The sequence below is a fragment of the Rahnella bonaserana genome, from assembly GCF_019049675.1.
GTDB lineage: Bacteria > Pseudomonadota > Gammaproteobacteria > Enterobacterales > Enterobacteriaceae > Rahnella > Rahnella bonaserana.
Genome location: NZ_JAFMOW010000066.1, coordinates 436,996 through 455,515, shown reverse-complemented (window position 1 = coordinate 455,515; position 18,520 = coordinate 436,996). Strand labels below are relative to the sequence as shown.

Annotated in this window: 3 protein-coding genes; 2 read left to right on the top strand and 1 reads right to left on the bottom strand. The window is 56.8% G+C overall.

Annotation, left to right across the window (positions count from 1 at the left end):
- Nucleotides 1–88 precede the first annotated feature (88 nt).
- Nucleotides 89–13,930 (bottom strand): Ig-like domain-containing protein, encoded by a 13,842-nt coding sequence (locus tag J1778_RS19555; protein ID WP_217174563.1) that lies wholly within the window; start codon nt 13,928–13,930, stop codon nt 89–91.
- 686 nt (nt 13,931–14,616) lie between these two features.
- Here J1778_RS19555 and J1778_RS19550 point away from each other — a divergent pair.
- Together J1778_RS19550 and rcsD are read left to right on the top strand one after the other, a co-directional pair.
- The gene (locus J1778_RS19550) at nt 14,617–15,786 is read left to right on the top strand and encodes an MFS transporter (protein WP_217174584.1); all 1,170 of its coding nucleotides are present in this window, start codon (nt 14,617–14,619) and stop codon (nt 15,784–15,786) included.
- A gap of 37 nt (nt 15,787–15,823) precedes the next feature.
- On the top strand, nt 15,824–18,517 hold the full coding sequence (gene rcsD, locus J1778_RS19545; RefSeq protein ID WP_217174562.1) for a phosphotransferase RcsD: 2,694 nt from the start codon (nt 15,824–15,826) through the stop codon (nt 18,515–18,517).
- Nucleotides 18,518–18,520: the final 3 nt, after the last annotated feature.

Sequence of the window (18,520 nt, the reverse complement as noted above, 5' to 3'; positions counted from 1 at the left end):
GAGGGTTGGGGTGGGGTATCAATGGCATCGCAGTCGCCAGCAAAACCCCCTCCCCGCCTCCCCCTTCGCAGGGGGAGGAGTACAGAAATTAACTCTGTTGTACGTGCAGACCGTGTTGCACCAGAACGTCTCCCAGGGTGTTCGATGCATCCATTGACGCGTTGTGGTAAACGTCGAAGGTCAGGCCATCCACCGTGCGTTGCCCGGTTTCGTTCCATGCCCCGTCGGTGCCCATTTGCAGATTGACCAGACTGCCCTCGCCCCCTTTGATAATCACTTCATCGGTTGGATTGTCCTTCACGTTCAGCGCCTCATGCAGGTTCAGCGAGATGCTGTTGGTGCCGGAATTACCCAGGTCAAAGATGTCGATATGCTCGACTTTCAGCCCGAGGACGGTCAGATCCAGATGCTGATTGGTGCCCGCCAGCAGCAAGGTATCGACACCGGTGCCGCCGTCGATTTGCGAGAAATCGAGAGTATGAACCGAGATGGTGTCGTCGCCCGCGCCACCGACAGCCACGCCGTCAGTGGCCGTCAGGTCGATGGTGATACCGCCAATGGAGAACGCCGTGTCCGCGTGCGCGGTAGTGTCCGCCGTGGTGGTGTCGTGCGTGGTGGTGGTTGAAGCACTGGTATCCGCAGTGACCAGCGGATCCGTCAGCGTGCTGGCAGCGTGTGTGACCGAGGTATCCGTAGTTGTGCTGGTATCCGTGGTGTGAACCGCCGCCAGCGTATGGGTATCGTCTACAGAGAGCGACGTTGCCATAAGCGTTGCAGTTTCCGCCGGTAATGAAGAACCTACCGTCAGCCCGACGTGCGCATCGAATCCGTTACCGGCCGCATCGACCGCTTTCAGTTCAACCACTGCGCCGAGCAGCGCGTTCAGCAAGCCCACCAGCCCGTAACTGCTCAGCAGCGCACTGGAAAGTTTCACCGTCCATGAACCGTCCGCCTGCACGGTACCGGCCAGCGTATTGCCCAGCAGGGTAACGCTGACCAGACCACCTTGTGCGATGTTGCGGCTGGTCCCGCTCAGGGTCAGCCCCTGACCACCCAGAATGCCGCCTACCACACCCAGCGTCAGACCGAGCAACGGGTTCAGCGCCACCTGCGGAAGTGCATGCGTCAGTACGCTCAGCGGGTTGGAGATAACAGAGGTGTTGCCCACCAGATCAGCGACCGAGACGGAAACCTGCGTTGAGCCATCCGCCAGCCCTTTCAGTTCTGCCGAGGTGAACGGCACACTCCACGTACCGTTAGTGATAGTGCCGGTGTGAGTCACGCCGCCAATACTGACCGACACTGTGCCGTTGAGCAGGTTGGAGGTCCCGGTGATATTGGTGTCAGTGCCCGCTTCGGCGGCGTTCAGATAACCATCACCGCCAAACAGTGAGCCAAGTGACAGCGTTGGCAGAGTATGAATACCGACCGTTGCCGTTGCGCTGCCGCTGGTTGAATGACCGGCGGCGTTAGTGATTGACGCACCGACATTCAGCGTACCGTCGAGCAGGCTCGCCAGCGTCAGCTGCGGAACAGCGACGCTGAAGGTGCCATCCGCTTTCACCAGCGCCGTCAGGGTATTGCCGCCGACGTTCAGGGTCACGGTCGATCCCTGCGCGTTGGTGGTGGTACCGCTGATGGTCTGCGTGAGCAGCGCATCTGCCGCGTTCAGCAGGCCATCACCAAACAGCGGGTTAAGCGTAATGGTTGGCAGCGACTGCGACACGACGTTCAGCAGATTGGTGACGGATGCCGTGTTACCGGAGCCATCCACCAGGCTGGCGACCACCGACTGTGTGCCGTTGAGAATGGCGCCCAGATCGGTCACCGGTACGGTCACGCTGAACACCCCGCCGACACCCACATTGGCAAGGTAGTTTTTGCCATTCAGGGAAATCTGAACTTGTGTGCCCTGCGCGACATTGGTCGCGATACCGCTGATGGTCTGGCCGGTCAGCAGATCAACCACGTTCAGCACGCCATCGCCAAAGACCGGATTCAGGACGATCGACGGCAGATTGTGAATACCGACATTCAGCCCCACGGTATTTGACGCTGTGTTACCCACCTCATCAGTCACGGTAGTGACGATGGTCAGATTACCGTCAAGCAATCCGGCAAGTTGCAGCGGGGTCAGTGACGCGGAGAATTTGCCGTCACTTCCAACGGTTGCCGTCAGGTTAATCAGGCCGCCGCCGACGTTAATGTTGACTGTTTCACCGACATGCCCGTTGGTGACCGTACCGCTGATGGTTTGCGTCAGCAGTGCTTCCGCCGCGTTCAGGATGCCGTCTGCGCCGAAAACAGGATCCAGCACAATTTTCGGTACTGCGTTAATGATGGAAGTCAGCGTGCTGCTGCTGGTGCTGGTATTACCGCCAGCATCGGTAACAGAAACCACGACCGGGAAGGTGCCATCGCCCAGTGCTTTCAGGTCACCCGGTTGCAGGGTGATGCTGAATGCGCCAGTGCCGTCGGTCGCGCCGAGGAAGGTTTTCCCGCCCAGTGTGACCTGCACCTGCGTACCCGCCGTGACGCCGCTGACGGTACCGCCAATCACCTGCGTGGTCAGCGCATCAGCCGCATTCAGCAAGCCGTCGCCCAGGACCGAGGTGAGGTTAATAACCGGTTTGACCAGCTCCAGCACCGCGTTCGCCGCCGCACTGCCGACGTTGCCCGCCGCATCGGCTACCGTCACGCTGACCGCTGCGGTCGTGCCACTCAGTAAGCCGAGAACGGACGGCGGAACGGTGACCAGGAAATGCCCCGTCGCATCGACCACACCATTAATGGTTTGTGTACCGACCTGCACCGCAATGGCTGTACCCGCTGCCACGTTGGAAACCGTACCGCTGATGGTCTGATTGACCAGCAGATCGGCGATATTCAGCACGCCGTCACCAAACACGGTATTGAGCACAACCTGCGGCAGATTGTGGATGGCAATTCCCACCGGAATATTGGTGGTAGACGTATTGCCCGCCGGGTCTGTCAGGGTGATGCCCAGATTCAGATTGCCATCAAGCAGTGCACCCAGATCGCCTGGCTGGATCTGGATGTTCCAGGTGCCCGCCGTCACGGTAGTGTTGTAGGTTTTGCCGCCGAGGGTCACGGTCACAAGAGTACCGTCAACCGCCGTCGCGACCCCGCCGATAGTTTGCGCCAGCAGAGATTCCGCCGCATTCAGCAAGCCATTGCCGCCGAAGAGAGGATCCAGATTGCCCAGCACCGGCAGCGTTTTAATGACGTCCAGATTCAGCACAGAGGCTGTCACGTTGCCTGCCGCATCGGTCAGGTTCAGGTTCAGCACCTGCTGACCGTCACCCAGCGCACCGAGTACCGCCGCCGGAATATTCAGTGACCACGCACCGTTCGCCCCGACAATTGCCGAGAGCGGCGTGCCGTTGATAACCGTCGACACAACGGAACCCACGCCTGCCCCAATCGCCGTGCCGCTGATGGTTTGCGCCACCTGCGATTCCGCCAGATTGAGGAAGCCATCCGTCAGCCCCAGACCGCTGGTCACATTCAGCGCGAGCAGTTTGTTGAAGAAGATATCCAGACCGGTACTGACGCTGGTGGTGTTACCCGCCTGATCCGTTACCGTCGCCGCCAGTGTCAGGGTGCCGTCGTTAAGCAGCAACAACTGTGCTGGCGTCAGGTTGAGCGACCACGCCCCGCCCGGCTGAATAACCGCCGTACCAATTGACGCACCGCCCAGTGTGACGTTGACGGTCTGACCGTCCGCGCCGCTGGACGTCCCGCCAACCAGTACGTTGAGCAGCGATTCCGCCAGGTTAATGACGTTATTACCGGCGACCACATCCAGCGCCAGTAATGGCGCGGAAGTATCGACGGTGACGGTGTGCGGAACGGCTGTCCCCACGTTGCCTGCCGCGTCCGTCAGGGTCGCGGAGATCACGTTAGTTGCGCCGTTGCCTTGTGGCAATGCCTGCAAATCGGCTGCCGGTACGCTGACTGACCAGGTGCCGCCTGCCTGCACGGTACCGTTGTAAGTTTTGCCATTCAATGTGACGGCGACAACACGCCCCACATCGCCGGTATCCGCCGTACCGGTAATCACCTGCGCGGATTTTGACTCGGTACTGTTGAGGACATCGTCGCCCGTGAAGGCATTGATGGTCAGGGTTGGCGCCGTGGTATCCACCAGCACGCCTTGTGTGGCACTGGTCGCCGGGATCAGTGTTGAAGCGGTAACGGTAGTGGTGGTGCCATTGACAAATTCAGCGGCAGCCACAGATACCGACCATGTTCCTCCAGTGACTGTCGCCAGATGCGGAACACCCCCGACGGTGATATTGACCAGCGTACCGTCAGGGACGTTGATTGATTTACCCGAAACGGTAATGTTCGCCGGATTGCCATCCGCCACGTTAATGATGTTATCGCCGGTCACCGGATCAATGGTGATGGCGAATGTTGGCGGCGTCAGGTTGACCGTAATGGCCTGAGGCGCCAGCAGATTTGCCGTGTTACCTGCCAGGTCATTAACAGAAGCGGTGATCGTGTCCGCGCTGTCCAGCGTTGCCAGTTCCGCAGGGGTAAAGGTGGCACTCCAGGTGCCGTCGCCCAGCACCGTTGCCTGATGGCTGATGCCGCCAACTGAAACCGTCACCTGCTGTCCGGCCTGCACGTTCACCGTGGTACCGGTGATAGTTTGCGTGCTCTGGCTTTCTGCGTAGGTCAGGTCAAAACCGGCACCGGCAAAGGACGTAACCGCCACGGCCGGAAGTTGCGTCACGGCAATGCCGACTTCGGCCGAGGCCGAACCGGTATTACCGCCAGCGTCCGTCACGGTGACGGAGATTTGCTGTGCGCCCTGCGGCAGATCGGCGATTTCACTGGTTGACAGAGGCGCCGTCCAGTTGCCGTTCGCATCCACCGTCACGCCCGGAATTGTCAGACCGCCTATGGTGACCACCACCGTTTGTCCCGCGCCTGTCAGCCCGGTCATTCCGGTAATGGTCTGTGCTGTCGCAGCTTCGGCGGCACTCAGATAACCATCGCCAAACGGCGTGTTGATGGTGACATCTGGCACGGTGAGATAGCTGTTAAACGGCAGTGTCGCTGGCGTACTGTTGCCCGCGGCATCCGTCACCGTGACGTTAATATCATGCGCGCCACTGCCCAGAGAATTCAGCACACCCGCAGGCAGGGTCACAGACCAGTCGCCGGTGACCGGATCGACAGTGGCGGTATAGGTCGTGCCGTTCACATCGATGGTCAGTTTGACGTTCTGGTTGTCGCCGGTAATCCCGGTATTACCCGTGATGATATTCACTCCGGCCGCTTCGGATATATTCAGGCTACCGTCGCCAAATGGCGTGTCGATAGACGGTACCGGTCCGGACAGATGTGAAGTGAAGCTGATGGTCGTCTCGTTATGGTTACCGACGGCATCGGTTGCCGTGACGGTAATATCATGCTGCGCGGTCGCCAGCCCCAGCGTTGCCATCTGAGCTGGCGTGAGGTTCAGGGTCCAGTTTCCGGTATCCGGGTCCACGATTGCCGCAAACGGACTGCCGGTCATGCCCGCGATCGCCACGCTGACGGTTTGTCCTGCGCCAGTTACGCCGGTGGATCCGGTGAGCGTCTGGCCGTCAACAGCCGCAGACTCCGCAATGTTCAGCGTGCCGTCACCGAATGGCAGATCAATCGTCGGTTGCGGAATGTTATTGATCCGCACATCAACCGATGCCGTCAGCGGCGAGGTGTTGCCCGCACTGTCGGTCACGGTCACGACGACCGGCCAGGTGCCATCCTGCAAGCCCAGCAACTGCGCAGGCGTCAGGGTAACCGTCCAGGTTCCGGCAGCAGAATCCACCACCACCGGCACCGCGTTACCGTTAATGACCACAGTGACGGTTTGCCCCGGCGAAGTGATACCGGTGGTACCGGTAATGCTGCCGCCCGCGGTCGCTTCATCCAGATTCAGGATGCCATCACCAAACGGCGTATTGATTCCGGCCACTGGCAGAACCTGCGTCACCGACGTGAAATCAAGGGTACCGGCCGCACTGGTATTCCCTGCGCTGTCGGTTGCCGTCACGCTGATGGTATGCGTGTCATCCGCCAGCCCCTGAAGCACGCCGGAAGGCACGGTCGCCGTCCAGGTGCCATCATTGGCGACGGTGGCCAGCACCGGCGTGCCATCGACAGTCACCAGCACGGTCTGACCCGCGCCGGTTATGCCGGTTGTGCCGGTAATCAGCTGATTACCCGCTGCTTCGGTAGCGTTAAGAACACCATCCACAAACGGGGTATTGATGGTCGGTAAAGGCAGCGCAGACAGTTCGATATCCAGACTGGCGCTGGAAGACGCCGGGTTACCGGCCACATCTTCTGCCGTCACGGTCACCTGCACGATACCGCTAGTCAGCCCGCTGAGCAGGTTTGGCGGAACGATGGCAGTCCAGCCGAGTCCGTCAGGGTTCACCGTTCCGTTAATTGGATCCGCCAGCCCCGGCACCGTAACCTGCACAGCAGTTCCCGGCGCCAGACCTGAGCTGGTTCCGCTCAGGGTGAAACCATTGGCGGCTTCAGTGATATTCAAAATACCGTCGCCGGCAATCACGCCAATCGACAGCGTTGGTAATGCATGCGAGGAGAGTGTGAAATCAGACGAGGCAGTCACGTTATTACCCGCAGCATCGGTGACGCTGACGCCGATGGTTTTGGTACCATCAGTGGTAATGGCCTGCACATCCACGCCCGGAATGGTCAGGTTCCAGACACCTGTACCGTCTGCGGTGGTGGTGTACTCTTTTCCGTTGAGCGTGACGGTCACGGTCAGGTTTGGATCTGTGGTGCCACTGACCGGGATACCCAGCGCCGCTTCTGCCAGATTGATGATGTCATCACCGCCGGTATCCACGGTCACAGTCAGTATCGGCGGAGTTGTATCAACAGCCACGTCATGCGTTGCCGTCGCAACGTTTTGCGCCACGTCATCCGCGGTAGCCGTAAAGGTGTTATTACCCGCCGGCATTGCCTGAACCTGAGCCGCCGTCATCGGGAAGCTCCAGCTACCGTCAGCCTGCACGGTAGCAGTAAAGGTCGCGGTATAGGCTTCGCCGGTAATAACCACCGTCACCGTGCCACCCACAGGAACGTGGGTGGAGGTGCCGCTGACGGTCATGCCCTGATTGTGTTCGACGTTATTGATGTAATCATCGCCGGAAATGGCGTTGATGGTCAGCGTTGGCAGGTCGCCCGGCTGGGCGATCACGGTGGCGTTATGTGACGCTGACGCCGGGTTGCCGGCGGTATCAGCTGAGGTCGCTGTTACCGTAATCGGCCCGTCGGACAAGGTAGCCAGATCCGCCAGCGGCACGGTTGCCGTCCAGTCGCCATTCGCACCGACGAGGGCATTGTAGTTTTTGCCGTTAAAGCTCACCACTACCGTCTGTCCGACTTCGAGATTGGTGGATGTCCCGGTGATCGGGATATCGGCGCCTTTCTCTGCCGCATTAATGTAATCATCTCCCGACACCGCCGTGATGGTCAGCGTTGGCAAGTCAGCCGCCGCCGCATCGACTGTAAAGGTGTGAGTGCCTGTTGTGACGTTACCCGCAGCATCTGTAATAGACGCTGACAGCGTGTAAGTGGTATCGGCCAGCGCCTGCACCACAGAACTAGGCAGCGTGAAGCTCCAGGTACCATCCGGCTGGACAATCGCGGTGTAAGTCACATTGTTGAAACTCAGCACCACAGAAACCGTTTGGCCTGCATCCGGGATGTCAGAGGTACCTCTGATCACTACCGGTTGCAGCGTTTCGGCAGCATTGATGATGTCGTCGGTCGCCACCGGATCAAAGGTCAGCGTTGGCAGCGTGTAATCCACGGTGATGGCACTGGTGACGGTGCCCGCATTTCCGGCACTGTCAGTGGCAGTGACCAAAATGTTTTGCGAACCTTCCGGTATCGCCTGCAAATCAGCCGCACTGATATTAACTGTCCAGATACCGGCCGCATCGACAGTCGCCGTATGATCCACCCCGCCGATATTTACGACGACAGACTGACCTGCGCCCGTGACGCCGGTGGTACCGGTGAGTGTCTGATCGGTGTCCGCTTCCAGCTGATTAAGGAAAGTATTGCCAAATGGCGTTTCAATGGTTGGCACCGGCGGATTGGAAACCACCACGGTAACCGTTTCCGGTACGGTCGTGGTATTACCCGCCAGATCAGACAGCGTGGCTGTCAGCGTATAGCTACCGTCGGCCAGACCGGCCAGCGCGCCCGCAGGAACGTTTGTCGACCAGGAGCCATCACCCTGTACGGTCGCCTGATAGGTCTGACCGTTAAATTGCAGCGTGACAATCTGACCGGCATCCCCCGTATCAGCGGTACCTGACAACACAATGATGCCTGCCACTTCCTGCGCGTTAATCACGTTATCCGTCGCCACCGGGTTGAGCGTCAGCGTTGGTGATGTGAAATCGACATTCACAGAACCGGTGATGGTGCCCGTGTTACCTGCGGCATCAGTAACGTTGACGACCACCGGCGTCGGGCCTTCTGCCGAACCGGTTAATGTGCCAGCCGGTACGGTGACGGTCCAGGTACCGTCAGTCGCTACGGTACCTGTCAGGGTGTTACCGTCAATCACCACGGTCACCGTCTGACCATCGCCGGTCAGCCCGGTGGAACCGGTCAGAGTCTGTGTGGCAGCCGCTTCGTCGGTGCCTAACTGACCATCGCCAAACGGCGGATTCAGAGTCGGTACCGGCAATGTGGTGTAAATGCCCAAATCCTGTGTGGTAGTCACCTGTCCCTGATCGGTGGTCACGGTGGTCACAATTACATGGCTGGTGCCATCCGCCAGATTGAAGACATCCGTTGAAGGAACATTGACGGTCCAGTTGCCGTCAGCATCAGTCTGCGTAGTGTAAGTCACCGTGCCCAGCTGAACGGTAACGTCGGTTCCTTCCGGCACATTGACTGTTTTACCGCTGATATCAAAACCGGTACCCGCCTCAGTGGCGTCGATTTTGTTATCGCCGGTGATCGGGTTGATGGTCACGCCGCCCAGCGCACTATTAACGGTGAAGTCTTCACTGTTAACAGCAGGGTTACCGGCTATATCGGTGACTGAAACCTCAATGGTTGCCGTGCCGTCCAGCAGCGTCTGCAAGGTGGTTGCCGGAACGCTGACACTCCATGCGCCGCTGGCCAGCACCGTGGCCTGATAATCAATGCCGCCGATGGTCACAGTGACGATTTGTCCGGCTTCCACGTGAGTGGTGGTGCCGCTGACGGTTTGCGGGCTGGTACGTTCCGCGCCGTCTAACGTGCCGTCTCCGGCAAAGAGATCAATTGCAATGGTCGGCAACAGCGTCGGATCTGCGGTCACGGTGACCGGTGCCGTCGCAGTGCCTGCGTTGCCCGCGGCATCAGTGACCGTCGCCGTCAGGGTATAAGTCCCGTTCGCCACATTCGCCAGTGCATCGGCCGGAATATTAACGGTCCATGCGCCGCCAGCGGCTACCGTGCCGGTGTAAGTGTGCCCGCCAAGCGAGAGGGTAACGGTATCACCCACCTCACCCGCACCCGCCGTACCGCTGACCGGAATAACGGCCCCGGCTTCTGCGGCATTGATGATGCCGTCGCCCGCAACCGGAGTGGTGATGGTGACAACTGGCGCGACGGTATCCACTGATACCGGCACAGAAATGTTGCTGGTGTTGCCAGCCGCATCAGTCACCGCCACCTGCACGGCCGTCGGACCTTGTCCGATAGCCGTCAGAACCGATGACGGCACGGTAACCGAGAATGAACCGTCTGCGGCGACAACAGCGGTGTAATCTTGCCCGCCAAAGGTCACCACAGCCGTCTGGCCGCTGCCGGAAACGCCGGTATTCCCGGTCAGTGTCTGGCTGACGCCTGCTTCAGCGGCATTAAGAATGTTGTCGCCAAACGGCGTATCGAGTGTGGCATCAGGCAGATTGTGAATGATGACATTCAGCACATCGCTGCCGGTGACCGTTTGCCCGACGGCATCGGTCGCGCTGACGGTGATGGTATGTTTACCGTCACTCAGCGTCGCCAGATCTGCCGCAGAAACCTGTGTGCTCCAGCCGCCGCCCACGCCAACTGTCGCGGTATAGGTTTTGCCATTGAGGGTAATCGTCACCACACCGTTGACCGGCACGTTGGCCGAGGTGCCGCTGATGGTGATGCCTGCCGCGGCCTCACTGGCATTCAGCTGGTTATCGCCGGTGACCGGATCCACAGACAGGCCGCTTTGCGTGTTATCCACGGTAAACGATTCGCTGCCGGTGGCCTGATTTCCGGCCTTATCCAGTACAGCGACGTCAATTTGTAGTGTGCCGTTGGTCAGTGCGCCCAATGCAGAAGACGGAATGCTGACGCTCCAGCTGCCATCAGCCTGCACGGTCGCGTTGTACACCACGCTGTTAAGGGTAATGTTAACAATCTGCCCGGCTTCAACATGCGTCGTCGTACCGCTGATGGTCTGAGCCGTTTGCTGCTCTGCACCGTCGAGAATATTGTCACCGGTAAAGGCGTTCAGGGTGATGGTCGGCGCTGACGCAGGATCGGCTGCCAGCTGAACATTTGAAGTAATCGTGGTGCTGTTACCTGCCGCATCCGAAAGCTGCACGGTGACCGGATATTGCCCGTCCGCTACGCCCGTCATGGCACCTGCCGGAATCGTCACCGTCCACTGCCCGTTTGCCGCCACAATGCCGGTGTAAGGCTGGCCGTTTATCGTCACCGTGACGGTGTTGCCGGCCTCGGTAATTGACGCGGTACCGGTCACGGCAATATCAGCCGCCGCTTCGGCGTTGTTGATGTAACCATCGCCGGAAACCGGATTGATGGTCAGGGTTGGCGCGGTTAAATCGACAGTGGCAGTACCGTTAAGCGTCGCGGTATTACCCGCGCTGTCAGTGACATTCACCACAATCGCATTATTGCCTGGCGGTAATGCCTGCAAATCAGCAGAAGTCAGGCTCACCGACCATACACCTGCACCATCCACCGTGGCGTTATAGGTATGCCCGCCAATCGTGACGGTGACCGTCTGACCGTCGCCGGTTTTGCCGGTGGTGCCGCTCAGGGTTTCAGCCGTTGCCGCTTCGGCAATATTCAGATAGCCATCGCCAAACGGCGTGTTGAGGGTTGGCACGGGTGCCAGATTATCCACGCCGACAGAGATGCTATTGGTAAGGGTTCCTCCCCCCATGGCCTGAGCTGTTGCAGTAAGTTGTAACGTACTTATATCTATCCCATCCAAATCTCCGGAAGGGATAGTTAACGACCAGCGCCCGTTTGAAAGTAAATTCGCAAAATATGAACGTCCGTGGAAAGTCACCTCTACCTGGAAAGCCGGGTCAGCACCCAATGTCGTACCAGACACTAAGATACCGTTCGCAGTTTCCACAGCGTTGATGACGTTATCGCCGGTTACCGGATCAATCGCGATGCCGTCCTGTGTGGCATCCACGTTAAAGGTATCGGTGCCCGGCGCAGCTTCGTTCCCGGCCTTATCAGACACAGTAGCCGTAATGGTTTGCGGGCCGTTAGCCAGCACAATCATATCCGCCGCCGGAACAATCACGCTCCAGTTTCCGCCGGTCCCCACGGTCGCCGTATAGGTGTGCCCGTTCAGGGTGATGGTGACAATTTGCCCGGCTTCAACACGCGTCGTGGTACCGCTTAACGTTTGTGCGGTCTGGCGCTCAGCACCATCGACAATATTATCCGACGCGAAGGTATTCACCGTGATCAGCGGCGGAAGAGCCGGGTCAGAAGCAACGTGAATAGTGCTGGTGTTGGTGGTGGCGTTACCCGCGGCATCCGTCAGCGTCGCAGTGACCGTTACATCCTGACTGAGATTGCTCAGGGAGCCGGCCGGAATGTTCACGCTCCAGCTGCCATCCGGCTGAACAATCGCGCCCGTATAATCAACGCCGTTGATGGTGACGACAACCGGACGACCGGCTTCAGATACTGACGCCGTACCAGTCAGGGTCATTGGCGCGGAGGCTTCCGCCACGCTGATATAGCCGTCGCCTTCCAGCGGATTGACTGTCAGGGTCGGCGCGACGGTGTCCACGCTCACCGGGGTGGTGATGGTGTTGTGGTTGCCCGCCGGATCCGTCACGGTGACCACGATATTATTGCTGCCCTGCGGCAGTATGCCGAGCACGGATGACGGCACCGTGACGCTAAACGTGCCGTCAGGGGCTACGGTGCCAGTAATTTGCTGGCCGCCAATGGTGACGGTCACCGTCTGGCCGTCGCCGGTCAGACCGGTGTGGCCGGTCAGCGTCTGGCTGGTGGTGGACTCGCTGGCATCCAGCGTATTGTCGCCACCGAATGCCGGATCCAGCGTCGGCGGAACACCGTGGATTGCCACATTCAGATCGGTGCTCTGGCTGATGGTATTGCCCTGAGAATCCACCATGCTGACCGTCACGATCGTCGAACCGTCGGTCAGTGCCTGCAAGTCAGCCGGGGAAAGCGTCAGACTCCATCCGCCACCCGCCGTGGTGGTGGTGTTATACACCGTGCTGCCTACGGTGACGGTAATTTGTGTGCCGGCTGGCACATTGGACGTCGTGCCGGTGATCACCAGCGCGCTTTGTGCTTCGCTGGCATTCAGTTGTCCGTCACCTGAAATCGGGTTGACGGTCAGAATGCCCGCGCTGTCATTGATGACAAAACTTTCCGGCGTGGAGGTCGAGTTACCCGCCGCATCGGTCAGGGAAGCCGTCAGCTGGTAATTACCCTCTGCCAGCGCAGAAACGACACTGGCCGGGATGGTCACAGACCAGACGCCGTCCGCGCCGACGGTGGCGCTGTAATGCACGCCGTTGAGTACCACATCCACCGACCGGCCTGCCTCAGAAACGGATGCCGTGCCGGTGAGAGTCAGAGGTTGCTGATGCTCATTGGCATCAATCACATTGTCGCCGTCGATGGGATCAACGGTCAGCGTTGGCGGCGTGGTATCCACCACCACGGTCACGCTTTTAGTGATGGTTTCACCAGACGTATTGGTCAGGGTAACGGAAATAACATAAGTCCCGTCGGCCAGTGTTTGCAGTTCGCTGGCAGACAGCGGAACGTTCCAGTTACCGCTGCCATCCACCGTGGTCGTGAAAGTTTTGCCGTTGATGGTCAGCACGATAGTGCTGCCTGCGGCGGCGTTGGTTGAGCTGCCGCTGAAAGTCTGAGTACTTTGTGCAGCAGACTGGTTGACGATATTTTCATTGGCAAACGTTGCCAGCGTCAGGGTTGGTGCTGCGCCGCCGACAGTGCCCCCACCCGTATTACCCCCACCGGTATTACCGCCACCCGTGTTGCCCCCGCCAGTATTACCGCCGCCCGTGTTGCCCCCGCCAGTATTACCGCCGCCCGTGTTTCCACCGCCGTCGCTGCCGCCAGTGTTACTGCTGCTGCCACCGCCGCCACCGCCGCCACCTGCGGCAATGGCAATACCGGCACCCAGCGCAAGCACGCCCAGCACAGCACCTAAAACAGCGGGATCAAAATTAGAGGAGTCGAGGACCAGAGCACCGACGTCAGGAATGGTTTCATATGCAGGGATAATGGGTACAGCAGCAGCCGTCGCGCCGGTATCGACAAACGCGGCATGTTCAATAGGGTGTACGCCGTCATCAAAAATCAGTTCGCTGTGGTGCCCTTTGCCATCGGTATCGAAGAAGCTGTGGTAGCGGACTGTGCGGCCATCTTTCATATGAATGACCAGATCGTTGCCGACACGCTCATAGCTGGTGACGGCGTCGCGCGTCGCATGCACGCGTACAATACTGATTTGATTAAGGGTTACGTCCTGGCTGGCGTTTGAGACCTGTGAGACCACTGCACCATTAGTACGAGAAAGAATATCAATAACAACGCTACCGTTCTGAGCCATGTTGTACCCCTGTTACACCAGTTGTTGCCCACACACGCTCAACGCCGCTCTCCTTTTGCAGGAAAAAGCGGCGTGTCGTGATGTGAAGACCATTAAGAAAAATGGGTATACTTCCAACTGGTGTCAGGGAATGCCATAGACTACAAATCGAACAAATAAAAGCGTCGTGAATACATTAAGATATTTTTTATGACTTCAATGATTGCTTGTTCCGGTAGTTTTATGTCCGAAACTCCATAAGTTATATGCATGATTTGAGATAAGTGCTATAAAAAAACACAATCATCATGACAAGAAAATTTCATCAAAGAATCACAAAACATCAGTTTGACGAAGAGTGAATCGTCTTCTAGCTTACTGAGAATTAAAACAAATCAATAAAAAACAACATCTTGTTAACCTTTACGCAAAGAATGAGCGTGATCATTATTAATAAAATCAAACATTAGCACGCTTCAATACCCATCAAAATGACTTACCAATTGTGTGATCGTGTTTTAGATTATTTATCGCTAATGTATTCCGCGGCAAAATAATTAAGACTATGTGCAATCACAGTGACTTATGCTTTCTGATAAAGTGTCCGGTCAGTCAGACAGGTGGAAACTGCGTGAGTGTTTTTGTATCGAAAAGGCATCTGTGAAAGTTATGCCTAAAAGGAATTTCCAAAGATGTCTCCAGAACCGATGACGACAGCGTCGTCACCTGAATATTCCCTGACTGCTGCCCCGGTTCCGGGCAGAGCGCAACAACATGCCACCCGGCTGATTTTCTTATTGTCCGGTTTTGCCATGGCCGCCTGGGCACCCCTGGTGCCCTTTGTGAAATTGCGGCTGGCGATCAGTGACGGAACGTTAGGATTACTGTTGTTGTGCATTGGCGCAGGCTCGACCTTTTCAATGCCGCTGACCGGTTTTCTGACCGGAAAACTGGGATGTAAGACCGTGATTTTGATTGCCAGCGTGTTACTGCTGCTGGCATTGCCCCTGCTGACGCTGATGGACAGCACCGCCGGTATGGCCGTGGTGCTGCTGGTGTTTGGGGCCGCAATAGGCATGATTGATGTAGCCATGAACGTCCACGCAATTGTGGTTGAGAAAGCCAGTGGCCGCGCGATGATGTCCGGGTTTCATGGTTTTTTCAGTATGGGCAGCATTTTTGGCGCGCTGGCCGTCACCGGTTTATTATTTTTCGGGCTGACGCCTTTTGTATCAGTCATGCTGGTCGTGATTTTACTGGCTGTTCTGGTGGTGCTGACCAGCCCGCATTTATGGCGGGAAACCCGCCATGACGGCGAGGGTCCGATTTTTGTCCTGCCCCGCGGCTGGGTCATTTTGCTGGGCTTTTTATGTTTTGTGATGTTTTTGACCGAAGGGTCGATGCTCGACTGGGGCGCGCTGTTTCTTACCACGGAACGCGGCGTTGCGGCCCATCAGGCCGGACTGGGTTACGCTGTTTTCTCGGTCGCCATGACCGCCGGACGTCTGACGGGTGACAAAATTATCGCGGCGTTCGGACGTTATAAGGTGCTGATGTACGGCAGTCTTTGTGCCAGCCTCGGACTGGTGTTGCTGACGCTGGTGGATAATCTGTGGATTGCCGGTCTGGGCTTTGTCATGATCGGATTTGGTGCCTCGAATCTGGTGCCGATTATGTTCAGCGCGGCAGGCAATCAGACATCAATGCCTGCCAGCATGGCTATCGCCTCCGTGACAACCTTAGGTTATGCCGGTATTTTGGCGGGTCCTGCGCTGATAGGTTTTATCGCACAGGTCAGTAGCTTGTCTTTTGCATTAGGTTGCGTTGCCGCGATGATGCTTTGCGTCACTGCCTGCGCCAGAGCCGTTGTCCGGTAAAGAGTAATAACAAGAATGAAGGAAAAAACTCATCATCATGGCTGGTAAATATTTATCGCTGACATCGACCAATATCACGCGCTTCTTTTGGTTGTTCATTGTCCTTCTGGTGATGGGACTGGGCCTGTATGGTTACAACTACACCAATGCTTATCTGAACGATAAAATGCGAACGGTGCAAAACACCGCCGAACTGCTGCAAAAACGTATCGATAAATTCCGTTATATGACCTACCAGATTTATGACAACTATTCTGGTCAGCCTATGACGCCGGATGCGGTCAATGCGCAGGAAATCCGCCTGCGTCAGGACATGTATCTTGTCTCCAAACCTCATAAAAAAACCGATGCGCTTATTTTCGGTACTCATGACAGCTCAACGCTGGATTTAACCCTGAAGATTTCGTCGTTTCTGGATGACCAGTGGGGTTCAAATACCCTGCCCTACTCGCTGTATTACCTGAACGGTCAGGACAACAGTATGTTGGTGGTCACTACGGCGCCCTTGCAGCAACAAGATTCGCGTCTGAAGGAAAATGCCGTCACCAGCACCTTGCAGGCGCGTCGCGCTGAAATGCTGCAACAGGCCAATACACTTGATGAACGTGAAAGCTATTCTGGGCTGAGAAAACCGCGTCAGGGCAGCGACTATTCATTCTCCTTGCGCACCACGTTTAATAACCCCGGACATCTGGCGACCGTTATCGCGTTTGATTTGCCGATAACCGATCTGATCCCGTACAACATGGCGCGGGACAATTTCCAGTTAAACGGCAACACCACGGCGGTAAATGAAGGGGATCAGGAAGACGACAGTGCCGCGGCAAGCAGCATCGTCATGCAGGGCTGGTCGCTGGTCTTTGACGTTCCGCTGAGTAATTCGCCGCTGTCGCTGACCTATCACGTTCCGCTGTTTAGCCTGGTCGTTGACCTTTCGCGCAATAACTTCTGGCTGATCCTGATTAATCTGTTCCTGATGGGACTGGCGATGGCCAGCATTTACTTTATCCGCCATCAGTACATCCGGCCGAGCGAAAATATGGCCGCGCAGTTGCAGATGCAGCAGGCGCTGAACCAGGAAATTATCTCCGGACTGCCGCTCGGTTTGCTGGTGTATAACTTCAGCAATCACAGTGTGGTGCTGAGCAATAAAATTGCCGATCAGCTGCTCCCGCATCTTAGCCTGAATAAAATCGCCAACATGGCCGAACAGCATCACGGCACCATTCAGGCCACCGTGAATAACGAAGTCTATGAAATCCGTATGATCCGCAGTCAGATCTCACCGGAAACTTACCTGTTTATGCTTCATGATCAGGATAAAGAAGTGATGGTGAACCGCACACTGCAACAGGCAAAACGCGAGTTTGAGAAAAACCTGCAGGCCCGCAAACTGATGCTGCACAATTTAGGCATTGAACTGAATCAGCCGCTGCAGGAGCTGAACGGACTGGCGGTGGCGCTGGTGGAAGAGCAAAGCCCGGAAGAGCGCCAGACGCTGGAAGGCAAGCTGCTCAATGAATCACGCAATGCCCTGACGCTGGTTGACAACATCACGCTGCTGACGCGGCTGGAAACGCAGGACTGGCAACCGGCTGGCGAAAAGTATGTGTTATCCGCCATGATTGATGAACTGTTGCTTGAAGCCCTGCCCCGCCTGAACCAGAAAGGTCTGGGCTTGCTGAATCACTTCAATATTGCCCCGGAAGCGACCTTTATCGGCGACGTGCAGGCGGTGAAGAAAATCCTTTCACTGCTGCTCGATTACGCCATCGTCACCACCTCTCTGGGTAAGGTGACACTGACCAGCGAACAGGACGAAGATCGCCCGGATCAGTTGATTTTCCACATTAACGACACCGGCAGCGGAATTTCCAAGGAAGAATTGAGCAATCTGAATTATCCTTTCCTGAGCCAGACACTGGTTGACCGTTTTAATCACGGCTCCGGCCTGACATTCTTCCTGTGTAATCAGCTGTGTAAAAAGCTTGGCGGCCAGTTAGAAATCCGCAGTAAGCTAGATATTGGCACACGCTATACTGTACGGGTTAAACAGCGTCAGGAACCGCAGGAGCTTGAAGCTGAGCATGAGAAATTACTGAATGATGTCACGGTCTTGCTCGACATCACGTCTGAGGAAGTTCGCGGTATTATCACCCGGACCATGAATGCCTATGGTGCCGTGTGCATCGTGGCTGATGACCGGCAGGTCGCGCGGGAATACGACGTTTTACTGACAGATAACCCGCAGAACAGCGACAAATTTACGCTTTTGCTGACCGACGATGAGTCAGGTTTCCAGCAGCTTGAAAAGCATTATATTCGCGTCAATTACAACATCAGCAGTGCGCTGATTGACGCAACCCTACTGTTAATCGAACAGCAATTTTCTGTTTCCGATGACAGTGTTTCATCCGAAGAACCCGGTGAAGACTCTCTCGACCATTATGAAAAGCAGTTAAAATCAAGCGATTACTATCAGCTTTTCGTTGAGACAGTACCGGAAGATCTTGAGAAACTGTATAATGAGAACCAACGTCGTGATTTCACGTCAATGTCACAAACAGCACATCGTCTCAAGGGGGTGTTCGCAATGCTGAACCTGACCCCGGGCAAGCAAATGTGTGAATCGTTAGAACAATACATCGCAGATGGCGATGCATTACAGATTACTGAAACCATCAATCACATTGATTCTTTTGTCTCCAGACTGCTCCAGCAAGGTAGCTAATCA

What these genes read in the sequence shown, in the direction of transcription:
- J1778_RS19550 (WP_217174584.1), top strand. Translation starts at nt 14,617, where the DNA reads ATGACGACAGCGTCGTCACCTGAATATTCCCTGACTGCTGCCCCGGTT.
- rcsD (WP_217174562.1), top strand. Translation starts at nt 15,824, where the DNA reads ATGGCTGGTAAATATTTATCGCTGACATCGACCAATATCACGCGCTTC.
- J1778_RS19555 (WP_217174563.1), bottom strand. Translation starts at nt 13,930, where the DNA reads ATGGCTCAGAACGGTAGCGTTGTTATTGATATTCTTTCTCGTACTAAT.